20 protein-coding genes are annotated in these 23,483 nt (G+C 55.1%); 4 read left to right on the top strand and 16 right to left on the bottom strand.

Annotated elements, in window-relative coordinates:
• Positions 1-15: 15 nt before the first annotated feature.
• The 12 genes from ACZCED_RS01570 to ACZCED_RS01515 all read right to left on the bottom strand — a co-directional run bounded on the left by ACZCED_RS01570 (position 16) and on the right by ACZCED_RS01515 (position 14,487).
• Entirely contained in the window at positions 16-354 is a 339-nt protein-coding gene (locus tag ACZCED_RS01570; RefSeq protein ID WP_462969558.1) for a hypothetical protein, read from the bottom strand.
• A gap of 228 nt (positions 355-582) precedes the next feature.
• Positions 583-933 carry a cereblon family protein gene (locus ACZCED_RS01565; protein WP_462969559.1) on the bottom strand — a complete coding sequence of 117 codons (351 nt, stop codon included), beginning with the start codon at positions 931-933 and terminating at the stop codon, positions 583-585.
• A 286-nt stretch (positions 934-1,219) separates the two neighbouring features.
• Positions 1,220-1,504: an HU family DNA-binding protein gene (locus tag ACZCED_RS01560; RefSeq protein ID WP_462969560.1), complete on the bottom strand. Its 285-nt coding sequence runs from the start codon at positions 1,502-1,504 to the stop codon at positions 1,220-1,222.
• Between the two features lie 105 nt (positions 1,505-1,609).
• The gene (locus ACZCED_RS01555; RefSeq protein ID WP_462969561.1) at positions 1,610-1,936 is read right to left on the bottom strand and encodes a PilZ domain-containing protein; all 327 of its coding nucleotides are present in this window, start codon (positions 1,934-1,936) and stop codon (positions 1,610-1,612) included.
• Positions 1,937-2,194: 258 nt separating this feature from the next.
• A complete protein-coding gene (gene recD / locus ACZCED_RS01550) occupies positions 2,195-4,153 on the bottom strand; it encodes an exodeoxyribonuclease V subunit alpha (protein ID WP_464860064.1) in 1,959 nt (652 codons plus the stop codon).
• Positions 4,147-7,800 carry a UvrD-helicase domain-containing protein gene (locus ACZCED_RS01545; RefSeq protein WP_464860063.1) on the bottom strand — a complete coding sequence of 1,218 codons (3,654 nt, stop codon included), beginning with the start codon at positions 7,798-7,800 and terminating at the stop codon, positions 4,147-4,149. The genes recD and ACZCED_RS01545 overlap by 7 nt, the downstream gene beginning before the upstream one ends.
• Complete coding sequence (locus ACZCED_RS01540; protein WP_464860062.1) at positions 7,797-11,378, bottom strand: exodeoxyribonuclease V subunit gamma; 3,582 nt, start codon at positions 11,376-11,378, stop codon at positions 7,797-7,799. The genes ACZCED_RS01545 and ACZCED_RS01540 overlap by 4 nt, the downstream gene beginning before the upstream one ends.
• 368 nt (positions 11,379-11,746) lie before the next feature.
• Positions 11,747-11,935: a hypothetical protein gene (locus ACZCED_RS01535; protein WP_462969565.1), complete on the bottom strand. Its 189-nt coding sequence runs from the start codon at positions 11,933-11,935 to the stop codon at positions 11,747-11,749.
• A gap of 329 nt (positions 11,936-12,264) precedes the next feature.
• Positions 12,265-12,678, bottom strand: coding sequence for a hypothetical protein (locus ACZCED_RS01530; RefSeq protein WP_464860061.1), 414 nt, complete (start codon positions 12,676-12,678; stop codon positions 12,265-12,267).
• A gap of 294 nt (positions 12,679-12,972) precedes the next feature.
• A complete protein-coding gene (locus tag ACZCED_RS01525; RefSeq protein ID WP_464860060.1) occupies positions 12,973-13,428 on the bottom strand; it encodes a hypothetical protein in 456 nt (151 codons plus the stop codon).
• Positions 13,418-13,918, bottom strand: a complete 501-nt coding sequence (locus tag ACZCED_RS01520) for a zf-HC2 domain-containing protein (RefSeq protein WP_462969568.1) — start codon at positions 13,916-13,918, stop codon at positions 13,418-13,420. Before ACZCED_RS01520 ends, ACZCED_RS01525 begins: the two co-directional genes overlap by 11 nt.
• Positions 13,915-14,487, bottom strand: a complete 573-nt coding sequence (locus tag ACZCED_RS01515) for a sigma-70 family RNA polymerase sigma factor (RefSeq protein WP_462969569.1) — start codon at positions 14,485-14,487, stop codon at positions 13,915-13,917. Before ACZCED_RS01515 ends, ACZCED_RS01520 begins: the two co-directional genes overlap by 4 nt.
• A gap of 441 nt (positions 14,488-14,928) precedes the next feature.
• Between ACZCED_RS01515 and ACZCED_RS01510 the strand changes: the two genes are divergently transcribed.
• Positions 14,929-15,780 carry a phosphate/phosphite/phosphonate ABC transporter substrate-binding protein gene (locus tag ACZCED_RS01510; RefSeq protein ID WP_464860059.1) on the top strand — a complete coding sequence of 284 codons (852 nt, stop codon included), beginning with the start codon at positions 14,929-14,931 and terminating at the stop codon, positions 15,778-15,780.
• A gap of 231 nt (positions 15,781-16,011) precedes the next feature.
• Positions 16,012-17,967, top strand: coding sequence for a methyl-accepting chemotaxis protein (locus tag ACZCED_RS01505; RefSeq protein WP_464860058.1), 1,956 nt, complete (start codon positions 16,012-16,014; stop codon positions 17,965-17,967).
• A gap of 120 nt (positions 17,968-18,087) precedes the next feature.
• Here the strand turns inward: ACZCED_RS01505 and ACZCED_RS01500 are convergent, their stop codons facing one another.
• The 3 genes from ACZCED_RS01500 to ACZCED_RS01490 all read right to left on the bottom strand — a co-directional run bounded on the left by ACZCED_RS01500 (position 18,088) and on the right by ACZCED_RS01490 (position 19,911).
• Positions 18,088-18,738, bottom strand: a complete 651-nt coding sequence (locus tag ACZCED_RS01500; RefSeq protein ID WP_462968869.1) for a YiaD family glycine zipper/OmpA-like lipoprotein — start codon at positions 18,736-18,738, stop codon at positions 18,088-18,090.
• 110 nt (positions 18,739-18,848) lie between these two features.
• Positions 18,849-19,076, bottom strand: a complete 228-nt coding sequence (locus ACZCED_RS01495; RefSeq protein WP_464860057.1) for a hypothetical protein — start codon at positions 19,074-19,076, stop codon at positions 18,849-18,851.
• Positions 19,077-19,563: 487 nt separating this feature from the next.
• The gene (locus ACZCED_RS01490; protein WP_464860056.1) at positions 19,564-19,911 is read right to left on the bottom strand and encodes a PilZ domain-containing protein; all 348 of its coding nucleotides are present in this window, start codon (positions 19,909-19,911) and stop codon (positions 19,564-19,566) included.
• A gap of 313 nt (positions 19,912-20,224) precedes the next feature.
• Between ACZCED_RS01490 and ACZCED_RS01485 the strand changes: the two genes are divergently transcribed.
• Positions 20,225-20,872: a hypothetical protein gene (locus ACZCED_RS01485; RefSeq protein ID WP_462968872.1), complete on the top strand. Its 648-nt coding sequence runs from the start codon at positions 20,225-20,227 to the stop codon at positions 20,870-20,872.
• A complete protein-coding gene (locus tag ACZCED_RS01480) occupies positions 20,847-22,382 on the top strand; it encodes a hypothetical protein (RefSeq protein ID WP_464860055.1) in 1,536 nt (511 codons plus the stop codon). Before ACZCED_RS01485 ends, ACZCED_RS01480 begins: the two co-directional genes overlap by 26 nt.
• A gap of 6 nt (positions 22,383-22,388) precedes the next feature.
• Here the strand turns inward: ACZCED_RS01480 and ACZCED_RS01475 are convergent, their stop codons facing one another.
• Positions 22,389-23,465 carry a 3-deoxy-7-phosphoheptulonate synthase gene (locus ACZCED_RS01475; protein ID WP_462968874.1) on the bottom strand — a complete coding sequence of 359 codons (1,077 nt, stop codon included), beginning with the start codon at positions 23,463-23,465 and terminating at the stop codon, positions 22,389-22,391.
• Positions 23,466-23,483: the final 18 nt, after the last annotated feature.

Below are 23,483 nucleotides of genomic sequence, written 5' to 3'. Positions count from 1 at the left end.
ACTCCTGTGGTGGGATCAAGAGGATGCGTTGGGAAGCAACGCCATTCTCAACGTAATGTGACGACCGTCTTTCCACGGCCAGAATTTGGCGATAATCACTCCGTTTTCAAAACTTTTTTCGAAAAGGGTCTGTTCGATACGAATACTGCCGGTGCCCTCGGTGATCTCCAGGTCCTTCGGCGTCGGAGACTTTCCACTGGGCTTAACCGGGTTTTCAAGGAAAGCAGACAAAATCCGCTCCCACTCCGCCAGATCATTTTGAAAAAAGACCAGCTCAAAAAGGTCCTCACGGTCGCAGCGTTTTTCATGAACATCCAGATGAACACAGCAGTCGGAAATATCGCGGAGCTTCATCGCCAGGGGTCCCCTGTTCAGTTGGTCAGTTCAGCATCTTCACATGTAGGATATCCACTGAAAAAAAGCACTTGCATTATAGGCGAATGCGGGCCTTGTGTCAAAAGCATAAATGGCATTCAGGTTCCGACTGAGAATAAGCCAATGAAATTAATACGAAACGTTTCACGTGAAAACACACTCGGTGGTGTTATAACAGCCGTTCCGGCACAAGTTATGGCCCACCGGTCAGACATCCTTGCCGGTGAGCCGGTTGGCGATCAATCCGTGAAAATAATTGCCCTGAGGCGCCGAGAAGCGCCAACCCAGGTGAACAAGGCAATTGGCACACACCGCAATACGCCACACGTAGCCGGCAAACCAGGTGAATTCGGGCGACCTGGGTCCAATATAGGCGCACCCACTGGCATTTCGATAACAAACAATTTCAAAAACGATACCTTCCGGGTTGGCAAACGTGTGCGCGTGTGCGCCGTCAATCATGGTGCGCTGTGTGGATGACGTAATTTCGTGGAGGCACTGGCGACAGACGATACTGTCCTCGGTCGATGCCCATTTCTTGTCATGGGGTGCGGTCAAGGAATCGCCCCCCGCCTTTACCGGCTTGGGGCCAGGTCGTAAAAGGTGTTGGAGCCGATTTGGATTGAGCCCGGAGTGATGGCAGCGATCTGCCCTTACGAGCCGTATATTCATCATTGCATTAAGGTCTTGAGCCGGCTGGGCGGATCGTGACGGATGGGTTGCGGGGCTGTGCATGACCCTCCTTGAACAGGCGGTGCAAGCCAGGCCTGCAAGGTTTTTTTTCCGAGGATGGATTGCCTCTGCAGCCAATCGACGATGGGAAGGGGTTTGCCGACGCAGCCAATCAGCGGCTCAGATTGTCCACCCGCTCTTTCAGTTCTTTTCCGCACCTGAAAAAAGGCAGGCGTTTGGATTTGACGGTTACCGATTCACCCGTCTTTGGGTTTCGCCCCTTGTAGGAACCATACTGCTTTACAAAAATGCTCCCGAATCCTCGGATTTCGACACGGTCACCATTGGCAAGCGCGTTGGTCATTTCCCCGAAAAAAAGATCGATAACCTGCTCAGCTTTCTCTCGAGTAAAGCCGTTTTTTCTTTTCAATGCTTCGATCAGATCCCCTTTGTTCATGTTCGCCCCCTTGGTATCATGAATTATATCAGCATCGTAAAAGTTTATCGACGGCTTGTCAACGGGCGTATGCGTCGATTTCCATTTTTGTTGGAGCGGTAGTGCCTAACAATCATCCGGGTTGAACTTAACCCCAACGCCGTCCGAACCCGTCCATGCAATTACACCGGTAAGCTCCACCGGTGGATCGAGATAGTGCAGCGGAAATTTCAGCCGCACCACCTCGCCGACGCTAAATCGTTTTCGGGTTTCAACAAAGGCTCCAGATCCATTCAAATTTCTTATCAGCGCCGAATCCACATTTCCAAAATAGCTGAACTCTGAAGCGATCAGACATTGGTTGCGGATGTCTGAACGGTCATGAAGCATTGCGAAATCTGGTTTCACACCCAACAGCCTGCCCACATTCACCAACCATTTTTTGATTCCCATGAGTTGCCTTTCTTCGATTGCGTTGAAACGACGCCTTACCCAGCAATTCATGGGCCAGTTTTTCAAATATCTATTCAATACGTTTATTTTCAATCGGTTAATCACGTTTCGGTTTTACGAAAACGTTTCTCAGCCCCCACTTCTCACAAAAAATGGGTAAAATTTTTCCCACAACCGGCGCCTTTACCGGCGAACTTTTTTCACCCGTTTTAATATCGGACCCAAACATATCTATCCGTCGCCGTCCATCCTGGACGGTTACACTGTCAGTCCGGATTGTCTATGAATTTTTCGATTCAGGGCTGTTTGGAAAGCCGCAATCGTCCCGTAGACAATCAGACGACGCGAGGCTCGTGTGGCGGCGGTATAGACGATTTCCCGGGTCAGCAGCCGATGATTGGCATCTTCGGGCAGGACCAGCAGGGTATCCTCAAATTCGGACCCCTGACTCTTGTGAACGGTCATGGCAAAAGCGAGATCCCAATCGGTCAGTCCCGAAGCGGGAAAGGCAACCCACCTATCTGTGCGCTTGAAATAAACCTGATACAACCCGTCTGAACCACGCATGACCAACCCGACATCCCCGTTGAACAGTTCCCGGGCGTAATCGTTGCGCGTGATCATGATCAACGCACCGCTGAACAGGTGATCGTCCGGGTTGCCGTCTGGATCGAGAATCTGGCGCAAACCGGCGGCAATGTGGTCGTTGACCCACCGGGCACCGGTGCGGCCATGGCGAAGGACGGTCAATATGCGGCATTGGTATGCGAAGGTGAAAAGCCTGTTGAGCAGATCCGCTCTGTTCTCAGCCGATAAAGATTCCGGCGCATCCGTCCGTCGAATCAGTTGCTGCACCAAATCCAGGTAACTATCCGCATTTTTGTTTTTTTTCCGGATGTACTGGTGCATGACCCACTGATCCAGATGCCGGTTCATCGTATCCCCATCTCCTGCTGTTACAAAGGCCCACTGTCGGGCTTTTACGCTCAGGGCCCGATCGAAGCCGATGGGTATCGGAGAGACCGGATGGCCGGCCTTGATGGCTTGCGCCAGATCGAGCAGTTGCCCGGCCGAGCGGTAGACATGGCGCAGTTCCACAAAATTGTTGGCGAATGGGCTACCGGCAGCCGGGCTCATGTCTGCCAGCACCGATCCGGCCTCCACCGAGGGCAGTTGGTCTTTGTCACCGATCAGGATCACCCGGGTTCGATGCGGTTCGATGGCCTGGAGGAGCCGGTTCATCATCACCACATCGACCATGGACACCTCATCCACGGCAATCACGTCGGCCGGAATAAAACGCCGTTCACCGAATAGGAAGCCGCCGGTGCGGCTTCGATAAACCAACAGTTTGTGCAGGGTGGAACCGCGCAGACGCCCCAGTTGCCGGTCGCTGTCCCCAGGGTGGGCGATGGTGGCCAGATTAGACATCAGTGTTTCGCTCATCCGCTGGGCAGCGCGACCCGTAGGAGCGGCTAGTACGATTCGTGACGGGTCGGTTCCGGTTCGAACCAAGGCCCTGAGAATATTCACCAACAAAGAGGTTTTACCGGTTCCCGGCCCACCGGAAACGATCAGCAGCGGGACGGCCAGGGCCGACCGGATGGCGTCGACCTGAAACGGATCCCTGGTGATCGGCGTACCGTCGGCACCTTTGCGGATCACTGCCGCCTCACCATATAATTCATCGATCACCCTCCGGATGGTTTCGTCGGATGGTTTGTCGTCCCCGTGCAGGGCTAAAAAGGATTTTAGCCGCTGCTTCAGCCGCCTTTCGTGATAATGAAATTTCTGGAAATAGAGCAGCCGCCCGCCGGATGTGTCGTCCAGGACCATCGGCTTGAAATCTCCGCCGCCGGTCCGGTCGATCAACGCGTCGTACCATCCTTCATCGAGCCGATGCATAAATCCGGTGACCAGTTCCTGCACCATCGGATCGGCGGCCTGCGGAAATGACGCCCTAAGACGATCCGTGTCCAGGACCAGACACAAACTGCCTTCAGCAAGGGCTGAAAACAGCATTCCAAGCATTCCGATCAGACGGTGATCAAGGGGATCCGGACCATACCGCGACAGATCCCGAATGGTCATCAGGTCCAGGTCCGAAAGTGCCAGGTCGGCGAACAGGATCGGCAGTCCGCTCCTATCCGTGCGCCCCGCATCGATTCCGAAGCGCCTGAGCCTGTCGCGCTGGGTTTCATTTTGATGGTCTACCATTGAAGGCCCGCAATCTTTTTCTGGATGGATTCCTCAAGGGCTTCCAGGGGCAGGAGTTGTTCCGGGGTTACGTGAAAAACGCCGTTCTGGCCACCGGTCCCCATGCCGCGGATAAAAATGTAGAATGCACCGCCAAAATGATGGTGCGGGTCAAAACGGTCCCCAAGGTATCGTCGGAGCCATCTCAAGGCGGCGATCGTGTATAACTGATACTGGAGTTCATAACCGGCCAGCGCTATCTCCTCGGCCATGGCGGATTGACCATATCCGTTCTTCAACCGATTGGATTTCCAGTCTGCAATGTAGTAGCGGCCCTGCCACAAAAACACCAGGTCGATGAATCCCCGGATAATCATTTCCCCACAGGGATCCCCGGACAGGGTAAACCCGGGGACCCGTATGCGCGTCGGTATCGGTTCCACCAGGGGAAAATAAAATTCCATTTCATGCCGTCGATGGTCCGGATCAAGTCGGCCCAGCGACAGCGACGTACCACTGGCATCCATGGGCGTTCGTAACGTCGCGGCAACCATGCGGGCAATCGGCGCTGCCCATTGCGGTTCGATCCGGAATAGCGCAAGCGCCGATTCGATAACCTTGCGTACACCGTCATCGGCCAGGAGGTCATCTGGACCGTCCATGACTGTCTGAAAATCGATGCGCTCGAAAATGTGGTGAAACATGGACCCCATTCGGGTACCGCCGGGAAGCCCATCGGGCAGGTCTGGATCTACGAATTCGATGGGGGCGCCGTCAGGCGGTTCATCATCTTCCCGCCGAACCGCCTCGACCAGGCGAAAAGCGTCTGCCCGGCCGGCGCTCTCGCGCGATTGAACCATCCGGTGGCCGATGCTGGAAAAGGATTCCAGGGAGATTTTTCGCGGTCTGAAATCGGTCTGCACCGGCAGCACGTGTCCGGCTGCCAAGCGTGCGGGAGTCTCCCCGCTGTCGTCGCGGGCGGATGCGGCGCCGTGTGCAGTGCCTGCGTGGAAACTGAGTTTATGCCAACCGCTGCCAGAATCCACCGGTTCCCCGGCCTTCGGAAACAACTGGCCGATGCAATGGGAGACAAACCGGCAGATCGGTCCACGCCAGCTGTAGCTCCGGCTGTCAGGATAATAGGGAACGTAAAGCTTTATGCATGCGCGGGTAAGTGCCACATAATATATGCGTTTGTCTTCATCATCTTTTTCCTTTTCAGTCTGCGCTTTTCCGGTCGTTGCCGTCAGGTCGACCACCTTTTGAAAGCCTTGTTCGGGATGGGTCGGGTCCGCCGTGTGATACACGTGCATGCCGCCGTCATTGCGGACGGTCAGTCCTCCGGCGATGAACACGACCGGGAATTCAAGGCCCTTGCTGACATGCATGGTCAGGATCTGGACCTTGTCGCCCTCGTCCTCGACCTGGTGGATATCGTCGTCGGATCCGGCCCCTATGTCGGACAGGCGCAGGCTGTCCAGCAGGGCAACCAGCCCCCCCCCATCCAGATTCCTCGTGTAGGCCGCAGCCTCCAGATAATCGAAAAGCTGCTGAAAATTAGTTTCGGTGCGATCCCATCCCGCATCCATGCAGTGACGAAGGGTCAGGCCTGAATCTTCCACCAGCGATTGGAACAGCGGTCCCCAGCGTCGCCTGTTGGCCTGGACGTGCCAGCGCCCCAGCAACTGCTGGCTGGCGTGGTCGGCCGGCAGTTCCCGCCGTGACACCAGATCAGCCGGGTCGACGTCGAAAAAAGGCGTCAGCAACGCCAGCCTGACGGTAGCCGCCTGTTCAGGATTGCAGACCGCGCGAAGCACCATGCTCAACCAGTGGGCTTCCCTGCATTGAAACAGCCCGGGCTTTCGATAGTAGGCATATGGGATGGACGATTCTTTAAGAAGGGGTTCGATCAGGGTGAATTCTGACTGGCTTCTCACCAAAATGGCGATATCGCCGAAATGAAGGGCCCTATCCTGAGCCTCACGACCGGGGATGCGAATTTGTCCCTGTTCCACCAGGTAGCGAATTTCCCGGCAAACAAAGTGGGCCAGCAGCGTTTTGGCCGTCGCATGGCTTGTGGCACCGGTCAGGTCCATGACATTGAACGGCGGCCGTTGCGACCGATCACTGTTGTTTGATGCGGTTCGCTGGTCGAGATCCGGCGATGCTGACGGCAGGTAGCCGATCTCGAAGGGGTTGGTTTCTTCCCGGTTGCCGAACCAGGCGTCTTGGGAGAAAAGTCGGTTGAATCGCACCACCAGTTGGGGTGTGCTGCGCCAGTTCACCCTCAGGTCATACAAGTTGGCCCATCCTCGCCTGGCCAGGGATTTCATATGCTGCCGGGCAGCCAGATAGCTGAACACGTCGGCTCCGCGAAAGGCATAAATGGCCTGCTTGGGGTCGCCGATCAGAAAAAGCCGGTGGGTCGGCGGATCGCCCTGGCCCTCAAGAAACAGGGTGCTGAAAATCTGCCACTGCACATCATCGGTGTCCTGGAATTCATCCACGAAGGCCACCTTGTATCGGTCACGGATTTTACGGATACCTTCGTCGGCCTCCTCCCCTGCCAGGAATTCGGCCACTCGGGTCAGCATATCCTGATAGCTGAGCCACCCGTTTCGCACCTTCATGGCCCGGGCATCGGTCTGCAATTGGCGGACCGCGTTCAGCAGCAGCACATGGGAAAGGCGTGAAAACAAATCGACAAGTTCCGCAAAGCGTTCCGCTATCGCCGACAGACCGGGGCATTCATGCAGGTTTTCGCCGGCCTTCAGCCATTTTTTGGGTACCAGGCGGTCGACGTTCCGCTCACCGGACGAATGGCGTGCACCGAGGGTTGCAACCACCGCCATGACTTCGGTCAGCGGGCAGGCATCGACACCCACCCGTTCCAGGGCCTGTTCAATCGGCTCGATCATATCCCGGATGACGGCCGTTTTGGTTCGCGCGTTGATGTTGAGCCGGCCATAGCCGTCCGAGAGCCGTGGCGGTGACCCGACCATGGACTTGAGCGCCAGAACCGTCTGCCGGGCTGCCTGCCACAGGCCGTCAAGCTCCAACCCGGCCGGATCGGGGATCAGTATTTCCCGGCCGGGAACACCTGAAAGCCGGTTGGCAAGGCTGACGGCAGTCTTGATGAATTCATCCGTGTTGGCTGAAAAATTGGACAGGGCCAGCAGCACATCGAGTCGCCGGCCGTACCGGTCTGGCCAGTCCGAACGCATTTGCACCCGGAGCAGTTTCTCCAGCAGCGGGCCGTCGTCGATCACCTCCAACTGGAACAGGTTTCCGGTTTCAAAGGGAAATTCCTTCAGGAGCGTATGGCAGAATCCGTGGATGGTATAGATGGCGGCATTGTCAAAACCGTCTAAGGTCTGGGTCAGCTTCTTCCGGACGTCGATTTCCAGACGCTGGCCGCCGTCCAGGGTCTGTTCGATTTTCTGGCGGATGCGCAGTTTCAATTCACTGGTGGCCTTTTCGGTAAAGGTAACCAGTAGGATGTTCTCCAGACTCAGATCCGGCTCTTCTTTCAGCAGGCGAACGACCAGGTTCTCGATGGTATAGGTCTTTCCCGTACCGGCAGAGGCCTCCACCAGGGCATGACGGGAGAGGTCCACCGCGTCGATGTCGTCGATGGGATGAAAAGTGACGGGTGATGAACCGGTCATGGTAAAAACACCCTGAATCGCCGCCTGGCCCGGTCCAGGATTTCCGGGGTCACCACCGCCCCGGTCAGTTCGGTTCGCACATCAGCCGCCTCCTGCATGGTTTCGGCCATTGATTGGTGAAACGCTATCCGGCCGGCATCGTCCACCTCATCCTGACCGATGAGTGCCCGCAGGCTGGCGTCGGTGAATATCGTCTCAAAAGGCAGCCATTCAAGCGGCGAGGGTGAAAAGAAGTCTTTTACCAGCCCGGAAAGATAGTCTGCGCAGCGCATCGGGTCCAACGTGTAGTCGAGATTCAGCACATGCTCAAGGTAAACGACATGCACACTCATGCGGTTGGCATCCGACCATGGATAGGGTTCGCCGCCGGTGGATATGGCCATCAGGGTCAGAAGCGGACCGACGACATATTTATCCGGGAACCTGGATCGCCGATTGGAACCGGTGACCACCAGGCAGTGCCAGGATCCATCGGCGGCCTGCCAGACCCAGGGCAGGCCGCCGATGAGGTGAATCGTCTTCGGAAAACCGTCGACGTCTGAACCCGACCGATCGATGGGTATCGGATTGAAACTGAGATGAACCCCGCCGGTCTCAACGAAATCGTCCATAACTGCTCCCGCCAAAACGGCGGAGAAGCACCGTCGGGCCGTTCGCATCTGTTCGACGAAAGGATAGAGATTCTCTCCGATGACCCGTACCTGCTGTTTAAGTCTGGATTTGTCATGAACGGCGAAAGCACCGGCCGGCAGCCTGCTTTTGCGGGACAGGTCCGCATAGACCGTCTCGAATTCGGTGTCCAGCCGCGCCATGGTCGGCTGGCTGCACGAACCGTTTACCTGGGATTCCAACCAGTTTTGCACCGGAGCAGTGCGGATTTCATAATCGACAGGAAATCGGGACGAGAGGGGTTCATCCGCCATCTCAGCCAGTTCGGCAGTTGGATCGACCTCTTCACCGATTCCCAGGTGATAGCGCCCGACCACGTCGACCGGATCCAGAAGGAAGCGCCGCAGCAACCCGATGCTCAGGGTGATGGCTTCGTCGGACGCCTGATCCGTTGCAGGGTCCGGCAAAGCGAAATCCGGGTTGTATTGGGCGGCCGTCTTCATATCTGAGGACGTCGCCTGGTCCATGAATGCACGCCATTGTCCGCTGCGGCGATAGCAGCTGAGCCGTTGGACAACACTTCCGTTAACCATCACATCTGACCAGTCGTTGATCGCATCCGGTTCAAGGTAAAGCGGGCTGTCCGCCTTGATGGGGATCTGCTGGACGTTGAAGGATTGCCCGCCCAAGACCTGCTGCTCCACGTATCGCTGCAATTGGTGGACCACGGAACAGGGCGCCAGATCGCGGTCTTTTTGAAGGTCCCGGGACACATAGCTCAGGTATAGCTTACCGCGCACGGACACGAGGATTTCCAGGAAAAGATAGCGATTTCGTTCGGCAGGGTTGATATCGCCGATGCGGCGTTTCCTGCAACGCAAATCCAGCAGGCTGTCGTGCACGCGCCCTGGAAAGCGCCCCTCTTCCAGCCCCATCACATAGACCACGCGAAACGGAATGGGACGCATGGGCATCAGTGCGGAAACAGTCACACCGCCGGTCAAATAGTCGCCCTGCCCGCCGGTGATCCCTTCCAGGTGAGCCTGCACGAACAACCACAGCGCATCTGCCGTCAGCGGGCGGCCGGATTCAATCCGGCCTAACTCATCGTAGCGCACGAAATGGTCGAAGGCACCCACCAGGGATTGGAAAACAGTTTCCTCCCCCCGCATCTCCGCAGAAATCACGATGAACTGGCCCAGCACGTCAAAAAAGACGTCCCGCCACTTTTGCGCCGGGGCCGAGGCCATCTGGAGAGACGCCACAGCCCGGTGAAGCGATTCCACCAGCCCGCAGAATTTTTCCAGGAGTCGGTCGTCTCCGGTGTTGATATCGCTAAACGGCACGATACCGTTGAAATGGGGTCGGGGAGTTCCGGCATCGGCGGCCGGCATCGTCATGATCCGGGACATGCGCATCCGTTCGAGTCCCTGACGCCAGGAAAACAGTCCTCCGGAAGGGGTCATTCCGGCGTGGGTTGCCTGGTTTTCATAACCGTGGAAGATGCCCAGCGCATCGGCCCACCCGATCCATACCGACAGCGTTTCCGGCCCGTAGCCCCAGCGTTGCATGACACACGGGTTGCGCAGAAGGGCGAACACCTCTTTTCGGGAAAAGGTACCCCGGCACAGTTCCATCATGGCCAGTACCGCTTGGGCAAAAACGCTTTCGGTCCGGGCGTTCGAATCCACCAGATTGTATGCGATCCGGGCCGGCTGCCGGCTGAACACCGAATCCACAACGGGTTTGTAACGTGCCATGTCGGATACCATCACGGCGATATCGGTCATGCACAGGCCCGGCTGCGTTTCCAGATTATGCAGGATGCTGTTGTAAACGGTCTCCACTTCCCGTCGTATGCCTGGACAGGCCACTATCTGAAGCGAGGTGTCCTGCGCCATCGAGGCCGGGCTGTTGCCATGCCCCTCAAGGGTCAGCAGCCCATGCCCGATGGCAGCCAGTACAGTTTCCGCTTGCGGAATTTCTGAAAAGCCCGCCTGGAAATCATAATCGGTCAGCTGGCAAAGCAAACGGATGCTCTCCCGGCCGGGTTTTCCCCAGGCGGACAGAAGGGCATGGTCCACCTCCGAAAAAAGGTCGCCGGTCGACCATTCATCCTGGCTGGGAATCAGGCCGCTGACCTGCTTCCGTTCGATCCACCTTTTTTCAAAGGGCGTCTTGATGTCCTCCCAATATTCACGGGACGGGTTAAGACTATATATACTGATGTCGAAAAAGGATTTGAGCCCGGACAGCAATTGCAGATGCAGCGGGGATATCTGCGACAGTCCAAAGAAATGGACCCGTGTGGACAGGTGACGGCGGTTTGATTGTTCTGCGGCTGCAGGAAAAAGGATCGCTTCGGCATACTCGGCCAAAGAACAGAGCGGCTGCCCGGTCAACCGTCCCAGTTGATCTTTCAGGGAACGCATCTTCCGGTAAATCCAGCGCTGGCAGGTTTCCATGGCATCGGTCGTTTGGCTGTCGGTCAGCCATCGCTGAACCATATCCGAACGGTGGTATTCATATTCCTGGAACAGCCGGGATAGCTCCCCGGAGAGCTGCCAGCAGCGTATTTCAATGTCGTTTCGCGCGTTTCCCTCGCCCCATCGAAGGTATGGATTGAGGGGAACCAGATCCGGTGTCTCATCGTCCTGGCCCATGAGGATAAAAAACAGGATGATTTTCAGGCTGTTCCTGTCCACCAATTTGGGGCCGGGGACCGCCTGGCGGTCCAAGGCTTGGATCATCTGCCAGAGGCCGGTTTCCAGGTACTCAAACTCGACATTCATAAAAATACCGGCTTTGCGGGAAAGGGTGAGTTTGATCCACTTGGAGAGGTTCATGTTGGGGACGATCACCATCGGCGGGTGCAGAATGTTGGCACCGATGCCCTCCGGACTGAGATTGTCGTGGAGCTTGTCTGCCAGCGGCATCAGCTGATTGCTGAAATAGAGTTCAACGCCCATGGGCCGAATCTTCCGAAAAGTGTCTTATTTTGAGCAGGCTCGATCGACAAATATAATCGGGGGCGGCCGTTTTAACCTAGAATACGTAAAGTTGGCCTAACGATTCAATGTCTGATGAACCTTTTGTAGCCCAGCCGCTTCAGCCATGCGGTGAGCAACGAATGCGATTTGCCAAGCGGCCTCAAACTATCAGGGCAGGCTGTTTTTTGCAATTTTCATTTGTTCGGGATTCTCACGGAAAATGCCTAAAGCGGGGAATAGCGTTTGAAGCGGGATGGGTACCGCGGATGGCCGGCCATGCATGACAAGTCACCTTCATCCTGCCTGCCGCCTGTCGACATTCGACCGGCCGGCGCGATGGCAGTGGATCAATCATCCATCATGTCTGTGACCACTGCCGTCACGACATCCTCGCAGTAATCATCGCCGATGAGATCGACCTGACCGCTTTCCTTGTTGTATTTAATGCGGCACCCATATTCCTGAACCATGCTGTCGGTAATTTTGGCCACAACCTCCAGGTTTCCATTTTGCTTCTTGATTGTAAACGGTTTCATATGGACAGGCCTCCACCCTGTGCTGAATCTGATTGACATTGATTTGCCGGTGCATCCGGCTGCATGATCGGCAACTGCATGTCGATTCATTTCGACGCATTATTTAGCACGAGTCATGCCACTATCGCATGAACTTACAACAGATAGATTATCATAAGTTTTCAAATATTTATGATTTCAGTCAGCCATACAGACTGAAAAAAAGCGCCACTGCGTTGTGACTTTTTTTCCTTATTTCCCCAAGCCGCGCGGTTTCGGATTAAACCAATCCCCCTCGGGAAATTCATCCGTCGGGGGATCTTTTTTTTATCAGGAACCCCGGGCCCGCGTCAGTAGGGGGCACGACTGTTGGCGACCCATACCCGTTCCCGTGTCCAGTGACCATCTGAGGTTTCCACCTCCATCCAATGTCCCGGAACCCAGTGGCCCTTTCGATTATAATGCCCCGGATTCCAGACCCTTTCGTAAGTCGGGGGGATCCAGGTTTCCTGCCACTCCCAATGACCATGCCGGTGCTTGGGGCCGTGGCCATGCCGATATTCCGGCTCGACATAGACAACCTGAGGTTCCTGCTCGGCCTTGTGGGATTGGTATATGGCATGACCCAGGATCGCCGCCCCCAGGCCGATGGCAACCCCTTCCCATCGATGTCTCTGCTTGCTTCCCGCCAGCGCGGAGGAAGAGACCAGCGCACTAGCGAACGAGGCAATCACCAGACTGATCAGCAGCATTTTCGTTTTCATGGTGAATCTCCTTTTGCGTTGTCGTTAGCCCATTAGACACCGCATCTCCAGAAAAGTTCATCCGGAGTGGTCTTTTTTTGAACCGCGATAACGAGCGGACTGAAAATCGATTTTCATCCTTACGGTGAACCCAGAACCGCCGATAAACAGATGTAACATCTTGTCATTCCATGATTTGTCTAACTTACGATCCGGAAGGTTGATCCCGACATAGGATCGAGGCAATTAACGGTCCCGGTAATGTATAATTTCAAATCCGTCCCAATCTTAGTAAATTATATGTCGCCGGTGCGCTTAATACGAATTGGAAATCTTGAAGATAAGATTGCCGTTCTGGTAGGTGGGTCCACCGACGAACAGGCTGCCCCGGTTGAGTAGTTGGACCTGGGTTTCAAAAACGGTCCGTTTTTGCTTCATCATCTGCAAAGCGATGTCAGCCCTGCTGCCGTGGATTCTCTGGGGCGTGATCTTCAATCGTCGATCACCGGGCAGGGAGACCATGCCCGACTGCCCCAACCTCAGGTTGAGGCTTTCGCTGCTGAGCAGGCGGTAGGAGGTATAGCTGAACATGGACTGCAACTCAGCGATGTGGCGTTTCAATTGCGGATCGACCACGGTGTCATTGCGCGCGGCAAGGATGGTATCCACGCTGATACGGCAGCTTTCTTGGGCCGACACGAAGTCGGCGGCACCCAAACAGGCGAGCGTCACTGCCGCAAGCACCAGCAACCAGCTAAATCTATACCGCATCGGTTTCACTTTCCACGTTGGTCTCTTCAGTATACCAGAGGATGGTTTGTCGGGTTTCGGGAGTTTCGAAAATCATAACAGATGACATCGATCCTGTAAAAGAATTTATAATTGCACTGGGTGCCGACGGCGGTCGGCGCACATAGTTGGTATAGGCAAAAAAGACCAGCAGAACGGCAGTTAATGTGGCTGGAAGGGTATATTTCAGCGAAGCGACAAACCTGGTGAAACCTCCCCGCGTACGATACTGCCGAAGGGCTTTGTTCAACACCTGTTTTTCAAGGGCCACAAAATCCACTGAATCCGCAACCTGCTGGACCCGCACGCGAAAATCCTGTGAAAACGCCCTGAGCGAGGCGACCTGGCTGCGGCATTGCCGGCACCCTGCCATGTGGACCTCCATCTGCGCCAATTCACCGGCCTCCAGGTCCCCTTCCAGATATCGATCCAGCAGGTTTTCATCACAGGCGTTTGAATAGGGATGGTTCATTCTTCCTCCTCCACCAGCGGCTGAAGGATCTCTCTGAGCCGTTTGCGCGCGTGGAACAGCCGGGATCGCACCGTTCCCAGTTTAATGCCGACGGCATCGGCTATCTCTTCGTAAGAGAGGCCCTCCAGTTCCCTAAGCACAAAGACGGTCCTGGCCTGATCCGGAAGCATTTTCAGGGCATTGTCGATTTGTTGACGGGTTTGCACGTTGGCCACCCGGATCTCCGGTGAAGGCAACTCACTTTCAGGTTCTTTTGCCGGCAACCCATCGGTACTGTCGGTTGAAACGTGCAGCCATTTGAACCGCCGGGCCCACCGCCGTTTCCAGTTGAGGGACCGGTTGACCGTAATGCGGTGCAGCCAGGTGGCCAGCGACGCATCCCCTCTGAAATCGCCGATGGTGCGATAAACCTGCAAGAAGACCTCCTGCACGATGTCCTGGCTCTCCTCGGCGTCGAGCGTGATTCCGAAAGCGATGGAAAATATCTTCTTACGAAACCGGCGAACCATCAACTGGAAGGCCCATTCGTCGCCCCGCTGCAGCCGCAGGATCAGCTCGTGGTCATGCACAATTCGGTTATGTATGGTCTTAGACACCGGTCAGGGAAATAAGTTCAATATTTTTTAGGTTTTATGGCGGCGGCAGGAACCGGCGTCACTCCAGTTATCGGCCATTGGTGCACCGCATACGGAGCGGCGAGATCCGGCCGATCTGATTCATGCGTCAAAAAGTGCTGAATAGTAAATTTATTTCCCAACCAGGTCAACCAAACAGATAAAAACGAAGGGAGTTTCAATTAAAAAATTAAAGCTGTCAAGCAGTCTACCGATAACAGCTGCATATGGGATTATTTATTGATTTCGAAATCGGTTCCATCCGGCAGGCAAGCTAAATTAAGGTCGACGCATGGTGCGTGTCCGTCAATCGTTCCAATGCCAATACAATTCGTGGAGGTTATGATGAAACGCAGATGGTTTTCAGCTCTAATCGGTTTTATGATTTGTTTTTGCATGGTCAATTTTTCTGTCGCCGGGGATACCGTCAAAATCGGTGTCCTGGCCAAAAACGGACCGGCAAAAGCGCTGAGTCAGTGGAAAGCGACCGGTGACTACCTGACCGCATCGCTTCCCGGGACCCAGTTTGAAATCGTTCCTCTAGATTTCAAGGATGTCAATCCGGCCATCGAGCAGGGTTCGGTTGCCTTTTTTCTAGTCAACTCATCCATGTTCGTGGAAGCCAAAGTGCGCTATGGCGCAGTGGAAGTGGCCACTATGATCAATTCCCGACAGGGAAAGCCATTGAAGGCCTTCGGCGGCGTGATCATCACCACGGCGGACAACGAAGCCATCAACGACCTGAACGACCTGAAAGGTAAGACGTTCATGGCCGTTTCCAAATCCTCATTCGGTGGCTGGCAGATGGCCTACAAGGAGATCCTGGATGCCGGCGTCGATCCGTTCTCCGATTTCGGCAAGCTTGAATTTGGCGGCAAGCACGAAAATGTAGTCCTGGCCGTACTGAACGGCGGTGTGGAAGCTGGAACCGTAAGGACGGACACCTTGGAGCGGATGGCAGCCGGCGGGAGCATTTTCATTGATGATTTCAAGGTGGTCAATAAACAGGCTCATGCAGGTTTTCCCTTTGTTTGCAGCACCGCCCTTTATCCGGAATGGCCCCTTGCGCGGACTGCGGCGACGCCTGTCGATCTGTCCGACAACGTGGTGGACGCCCTGATGAAGCTCAAACCGGAGGATCCTGCAGCTAAAGCCGCCAAGGTCATCGGTTGGTCGGAAGCCCTGGATTATGGTCCGGTGGAAGACCTCCAAAAAAAGCTTAAAATTGGCGCCTACGCCGGCAGCTAGATCGTCCGTCCAGGTTGGTTGGGATCCTTGCGAAGCCAATGTCAGTGTCGCTTTTTCCCGTTTTCGATGTCCCGCGAGCGGGAAAAGGCCAGTGATATTCTCACGCATGGCCCATCCCGGGAGGGTTTTAAGCGAACCCGTCTTCCGTCCAAACGATAAAAAGGCCAAATCATGCTTAAACAAATACAATCATGTACCAGCCAGATTCACCTCGGCGTTCGCGGAAAGCTTTTGTTACCCACCATCGCGACACTGATTATCGTTATTGTCGGCCTATCGTTGACGCTGGTGACGGTGCAGCAGCGGCTCAACCGAACCATGCGCCAGGGTATTGAACAGACGCTCGACACGGCAAACGCGGAAATCAGCGCTGATTTGACGACACTCAGAAGCGATATCGACCGATCTCTGACTGACATGTCCGCTGCGTCGAGCACCGAACTCTCCCAGGCAACCACCAAGGCCCTGAAGAAGCAGAAAGCCCGAATTGAATACGACTGGGAGGCGATGATGATGGAAAGCGGTGAATCAATCGCCCTGCTCATGTCCAGAGTCGCCCCCAATGCAATTATTGGTAAAGATTTTCAAGCGTTGAACAGTTTTGTGAATGCAGCCCTTCAAAATCCGAATGTGATCTATGCCTTTTACTTCAGGACCGATGGACAGTTGTTGACCCGATTCATCGATCAGAAAAATGAAAAAATCCAGACGTACCTCAAAGGAGAAGGCAAAAATCGCTACAACAAGATTCTGACTGGAGCGAAAAACGACAACACCGTCATGATCGTCAACAAGACCATCAACTTTGAAGGCGATGTGCTCGGTTCGGTCGAGTTGTGCATCGACAAGGCATCGGTGATGCAAAAGATCAACGACATGTCCGAGCGCTTCGCCGAACTGGTGGAGAGCAACAAATCGTTGTCCGCATCCGTCTTGCAGACCGAAGCACAGAAAGTCCAGGAGGGTGTCGGCACCACGGTTGGTGCAATTATCCAAAGGAACCGGACGACTGCCGAAGCCACCGCCGACACGCTCAAGCAGGCCAGTGCGGATATGATCCTGAAAACCAAACAGGTGAACGTTTCCGGGGGCATCATCTGCATCGTATTGGTGGCTGCCATCCTGTTTTTTATCATTCACCGGGTGATCATGCCTTTAAAACAGACCTTGATCGTGGTGAAGGACATTGCCGAAGGCGAAGGCGACCTGACCATCCGGCTGAATGTCGACAGCAAAGACGAGGTTGGGGAACTGTCCAAATGGTTCAACATTTTTCTCGACAAGCTCCAGGGCATCATCGCCGATATTGCCGGCACCGCAGGCGCTTTAGGAACCTCGTCGGATTCCCTTTCCAGCCTTTCCGGAAAATTGTCCGAAGGCGCGCAGAACATGTCGGGTCTGTCATCCTCGGTGGCATCGGCCGCCGAGGAGATGAGCGTCAACATGAACACAGTGGCCGCCTCCAGCAGCGAAGCGGCCACCAATGTCAACATGGTCGCGTCCGCGGCCGAAGAGATGACCGCCACGATCAATGAAATCGCGATGAACTCCGAGAAAGCCCGAACCATTTCCGAAGCGGCCGTCGCTCAGGCCGGTGAAGCCACATCACGCATGGGTAGATTGGACCAGGCGGCCCAATCCATCGGTAAAGTGACCCAGACCATCACCGAAATCTCCGACCAGACCAACCTGCTGGCCCTGAATGCCACCATCGAAGCGGCGCGTGCCGGCGACGTCGGCAAAGGATTCGCGGTGGTCGCCAACGAAATCAAGGAATTGGCCAAGCAGACGGCGTCGGCCACGCTTGAAATTCGCAATCAGATCGAAGGCATACAGGGATCCACCTCGGAAACCATCATCCAGATCGACAAGATTTCCCAGGTCATCAACAATGTAAATGAAATTGTGTCCACCATCGCCACGGCAGTGGAAGAGCAGTCGGTTACCACCAAGGAGATCGCCGGCAATGTGGCCCAGGCCTCCCAGGGTATTCAGGATGTGAACGAGAACGTGAGCCAGAGCAGCGTGGTATCCGGTGAGATTGCCAAGGAAATCGCCGGGGTCAATGAAGTCTCCACCCAGCTTTCCGGCAACAGCACGCAGGTGAACCAGAGCGCCGACGAGCTGTATCGCCTGGCAAACGAGTTGAATACGCTGGTGGGAAAATTCAAGTACAGGGACGCTTGAAGAGAGGCTTGAACCAGAATGCGTGCATGAAGCGAAAAAGGGCGGCCAGAAGCCGCCCTTTTCTTATTGATCGACTAACCGATCCGGCACGCCAGGTAATACGGAAATGTATGGCAGTCCCTAAGCATTGGGATTGATGCGGATTTCTACCCTGCGGTTCATCTGGCGGCCTTCCGGTGTGGCGTTGGTGGCAATCGGACGGCTCTTCCCATATCCTATCGTATTAATGCGGAATTCCGGAACCCCTCGCCCGACGAGGAGGTTTTTCACGCTGGTAGCGCGACGTTCGGAAAGCTGCTGGTTGTAGGCGTCCGAACCGGTACCGTCCGTGTGACCTTCCACCAGGATCGAGGTCTGGGGATATTTGATCATGATCTGGGCGATGCGGTCTAATTCATTATACAGGCCGGGTCTGACGACATCGGAATTTAGATCGAAACTGACGTCCCCTTTAAGGGTTATGGCCAGCAACTCCCCTTCCCGCCTCACGGCTGCCGCTTCTGAAGCCGCTAAGGCATCGCGCATTTCCGCCTCCTGCTTGTCCATCATTTTGCCGACACCGGCACCGGCGGCAGCACCCACAGCGGCGCCGGCCGCCGCACCAATGAGCGTCCCTTGTGTGTCGCGGCCAATTGCCTGGCCCAATACGGCACCGGCCACCGCACCGCCGGCAGCTCCATAGGCGGCACCCTTCCCGGTTTTGGTTTCGGGCGTGGCACAGCCACTTACCACCACCATCCCCATCAATGCGAACAGGATCAATTTTTTCATTGTTGCGATTTCCTCCCTCGATCGTCACGTATAGTTATTGGTCATCATAAAAAACAAAGCGTACACGCTTCTCCAGCAGGCGCTAATGTATGCCAGGAATGCCTGGATGTCTAAGCTTTTTTTAACGGATTATCCGGGGCATTCATCCTGTGGATGCCCCGGATGGTCCATCCTAAACCTTTAGGCGCATGCTGCGCATTGGCGCACTTAGTATCTCCGACCACCGTTGCAACGATTAGGCTCTCGCCGGTCACCGTGATGTTTAGAGCCATGCACATCTCCATGGTGGCGATGGCCTGTATGCTGGTGTCCGCGGTCATAGGGGCGCCAATGGCCATGATGATCACCTCGATGCGGCTTCCGGTATCCGTGATGTCTTGAAGGCGGTCGGTGATTTTCCCGGAAGTTGAATGAAAATGCCACGGGTGGCCCGCCATGATAACCGTATGCATGGTGGTGGATCAGCGCACTTCCAACCATCGCCGCACCGACGCCGATAGCGACACCCTCCCAGCGATGCTGCTGTTTGGAACCGGCCCAGACCGATGTGGATATCAATACCAGGCTTAAAACCATAGCAACCGATATAATCAGCTTTTTCGTGATTTTCATTTTCAGCCTCCTTTGTTGGGGTTGCAACGATAGACACCGGCGGCTGGAAAAAGTTCATCTCTATCGGGAAAAAGGCCGGTCCGAAAAACGAGCGGGGAAGTGAACCGGACGTGACCGGCGGTATGTTAAACGGTGGCATGACGAAAAGCCACCCGTGGATTGCAATCGCTTCTCCGGCATGAGCAGGTTGGCCGAAGCAGGCCTTGCATGGGTTTACCGACTCTCTGTCTGCCCTGCACAACGATGCTTTAGATCAGCGACAAACCGATACTCCTCGATGGAACGAAATTCCAGCCGAATACCGAGCACATGGCCGGTTTTCAAGCGGGTAATATGGGCAACGGCACCCTGGAGCCGGTGCGTTTGACCCACTGCGTCCAGGCGGATATCGGTAATTCGCTGGCCCAGGTGAAAATCCGTGGCCTTGCCGATCAGGATGCCGAATCCGTTGTCGCTGATATTGATCAGGTCACGCGCGACACCCTGAATCAGCAACCGCATACCCGGTACGGTCAAGGGTTCGATGCGCTCGCCATCTCGTTTTTCTGAAGATTCTTCCATCATTGCCTCGTCATGCATCGCATGCATTCGTTACCATCAGGCGCGGTCGCCCCATCCCAAGGCTCAATGGCAAAACCGCTGCACCCCCCAGAAATTCCAGCAACGTCATGATAAAATGGTTTTCGCGTTCTATGGACACCTGTTCCAACCCGGCATGACAAGCTTTCTCGATCACCCGAACAGGAACTGGCCGACCATCTTTGGTTATCCAATAGGATCCGCTGTACCCATCTGCATTTCTTATCACAATCATTTGACGGAAAGGCAAATTTAATGGATATTGCCATCATAATGAATTGGCCGAAAGAGAGCCATGCAGAAAAACCCAACCAGGCATTTATTTGTCCACATAGCCGCCCTTATTGGAGCGATCCTGGTGAACGGCCACGTATCGACAGCCTCGCCCGAAGACATGCCGGCCAACCATGAAGACGCGGACAGCGACAGGGTGGTTATTGAGAGAATCGCACCTGAACGCGACGGCGGACAAGCCTACCGCCTCATGTACCGCGTGAATGTGCCCATGTCCATCTACTGGAGGTTCAAGACCGATTTCAACAATACCTTTCTTATTTCCAATAAATTCATTCGTGATAACCGTTTTATCGGACAAAACGGCAATATCGCCACTACCGAAACCCAGTACTCCTACCGGCCTGACGTCTATTTCAGGTGGCAGACGCGCCTGTTGCCAGAACGGTTTCGGCTGACGTTCCACCTGTTGAACCCGGAAGCGTGCGGGCAAAAATACCACCATGGGTATATCCAGCTAGTACCTGAAGGCAAGACCACCCGCGTCACCCAGGTTGCGTATTTCGATTTTTGGGGGGCCGCATTTTGGGTTTACAATCCGTGGAGCGGTGGCATGCGGGACTTTTTATCCTATACAGCAAGGTGGGAACAGGAAACCGCCATGCGTTTGAAGGATCGTTACCGTGAAGAAAAAAATGCAGCACGATGACTTCGCCGACCACGCAGGCCCATACGCCCCCATTCGGTTGGTGTTGGTAGTAACGCTGTGGGTAATCCTGCACACCGGTTGCGCCATGTGGCCCGAACCCACTCGCTCACCCCATGTCGGCCGCAACGGTCCCCTGGGAAGCTGTGCCGATTTTTTCGCATCGCTCGACGCGCGAACGGCAGCGGCTGATACCGTGGATGCCGGTTATTCCCGGGTGAAGCAACATCCCTACCTGAGAACGGACCGATTCATTGCTTCATTCCGAGACGAAGTTGAAGACAACCCGGTTTTTGCGGCTTGGGTCGATCACATGCAGGCTCTGGATCAATCGGCCCGCCAATTCGAAATCGACAATCTATCGGACGCGGATATCGCTGCCGTGGATTCGGTGGGCGGCAGGAATGCATTGTATCGTAGGGTCGTGGCGTGTGGGAATCTGCTTAAAAACGCCGAGTTGTTGAACGCCGACAAAAAAGCGCGGCGGCATATGGCTGTTTCGGTGAACGACGAATACATTACCCTTCGAAAGGTCCTGGGACTCTACCCGATCACCAGCATGTTCGTTTCGCAAGGCGTAAAAAAATGGCATACCGAAGCGCGCGACGGTTTTTCCATAGAATCGCCGAAAGACTGGCAACCCATTCGATATTTTCCAGCCGCGGGAGCCGACGACACCGCGGCTGCCCATCGGATCATTCGCGGGGGTGAACGTGATGCGCTGGGCATTCCCGACTATTCCGCTGAGAATCGCCATGCGCTCTTTAAGGCATTTGCCCCGATTTGGGAAATCCAAGCACAGGGCGATGCGGACCGTATCGGGTCACCCGCCTGGCGTGCAGATGGCCGCATCGAGATCGATACGGGCAGACCTGAGACCTACACCCTCCTCTCGTTCACCCGATACGGCAATACCATTCTTACCCAGCTCAACTACATCATCTGGTTTCCCTCCCGCCCCCGTGAAGGTATGGTTGACATCTACGCGGGGCTGATTGACGGACTCAATTATCGCGTCACCCTGGATGGGGATGGGGATCCGATCCTTTACGAAACCATTCATAACTGCGGATGCTACTACAAGGCCTATCCCAGCGATCGTCTGCGGGTGCGTGAGACAATCAACTACAAGGAGGCGCCGTTGATTTTAAAGGCGCCGCAGATACGGCCAGCATCGGAAATAATGGTGGTGGCAATGGAACAGCGCACGCACTATGTCAGGTCCCTTTACCCGGTACCCCGGGATTTTCGATCGGGAACGGAGGCTTACGCACTTGTCGATTATGGCGAATTGAAACGGCTTCCGCGCCTCGACGGCAGACGAAAGAGCATGTTCGACCGGTATGGGCTGGTTCCCGGCAGTCAGCGGCTGGAACGGTTTATCCTCTGGCCGACAGGGGTGCTGTCGCCCGGGGCCATGCGCCAGTGGGGAAGGCATGCCGTGGCCTTTGTCGGTGAGCGCCATTTCGACGATCCCTTTTTCCTGGACAAGATGTTTACGCCCGCGCCATGAGCGGGATTACAATTGGCGATGGGCGGTAAGGATGATGGCTTCGGTTTCCTCCCACCCGATGCACGGATCCGTGATGGAAACAAACGGGTTAAGGTCCTCCTTGCGGGTTTCCCCGTATACGAAGGGCTGTTTGCCCGCTTCCACATTACTCTCCAGCATCATTCCACGGATGGCCGTATTGGGCTTGATGTGAATGCCATTGGTATGGCCGACTCTCTGAATCAACACATGATTGAAGACCTCCCCCTGTTTGCGGTAATCCTTACCTGAATTTTTATGGGAGCAGTCCACAATGAGGGATTGGAGCAGCGAGGGATGCTTGGACAACATGCTGCATGCTTCGCTGATGCTGACCGGGTCGTAATTGGGCCGTTTGCCGCCCCTCAGGACGATGTGGCAATATCGGTTGCCTTTGGAAAAGACCCGCGACGTCACGCCGTAGGGATCGTTTCCGACGAAGACCTGGGCGGTGGAGGCCGCCAGCAGCGCATTGATGGCCGTATTCAGGTTTCCGTCGGTCCCGTTTTTAAACCCCACAGGCATCGAAAAGGCACTGGCCCATTCCCGGTGGTTTTGAGATTCGGTGGTCCGCGCGCCGATGCAGGCCCAGGAGATCAGGCCGGAAAGCCGTTCGGCAGCCGTTTGGCTCAGGATTTCCGTTCCGGCGGCCACACCCATCTCATTCAGGTCCATCAATATCCTTCTGGCCGTTCTCAACCCTTCGTCGATATCGAAGGTTTTCTTGTCTATATGCGGATCGGAAATCAGCCCTTTGTACCCCACATTGGTCCTTGGTTTTTCAAAATAGACCCGCATGACCAGTTTGATGGTCTTTTTGACCTTCTCCTGCAGTCCGGCCAGCAGTTCACCGTATCTTAAGGCTTGCTGCTGGCTGATAATTGAACAGGGGCCGGTGATGATCAACAGCCGGCTGTCCTTGCCGTCCAAGATATCTTTAATTTCCTGCCTGCTGTCCAATACGGTCCGGGTGGCTTTTTCAGTCATCGGAAATTCTTCACGAAGCTGGTCCGGCGTAATAATCGTAGTCCTTTTAAGGACATTTAAATCGTAGGTTTTTTTCATTTCAGACTCTCAGGGTGA

The organism is Desulfosarcina sp. (assembly GCF_055467485.1).
This window is presented reverse-complemented; position numbering and strand designations above follow the sequence as displayed.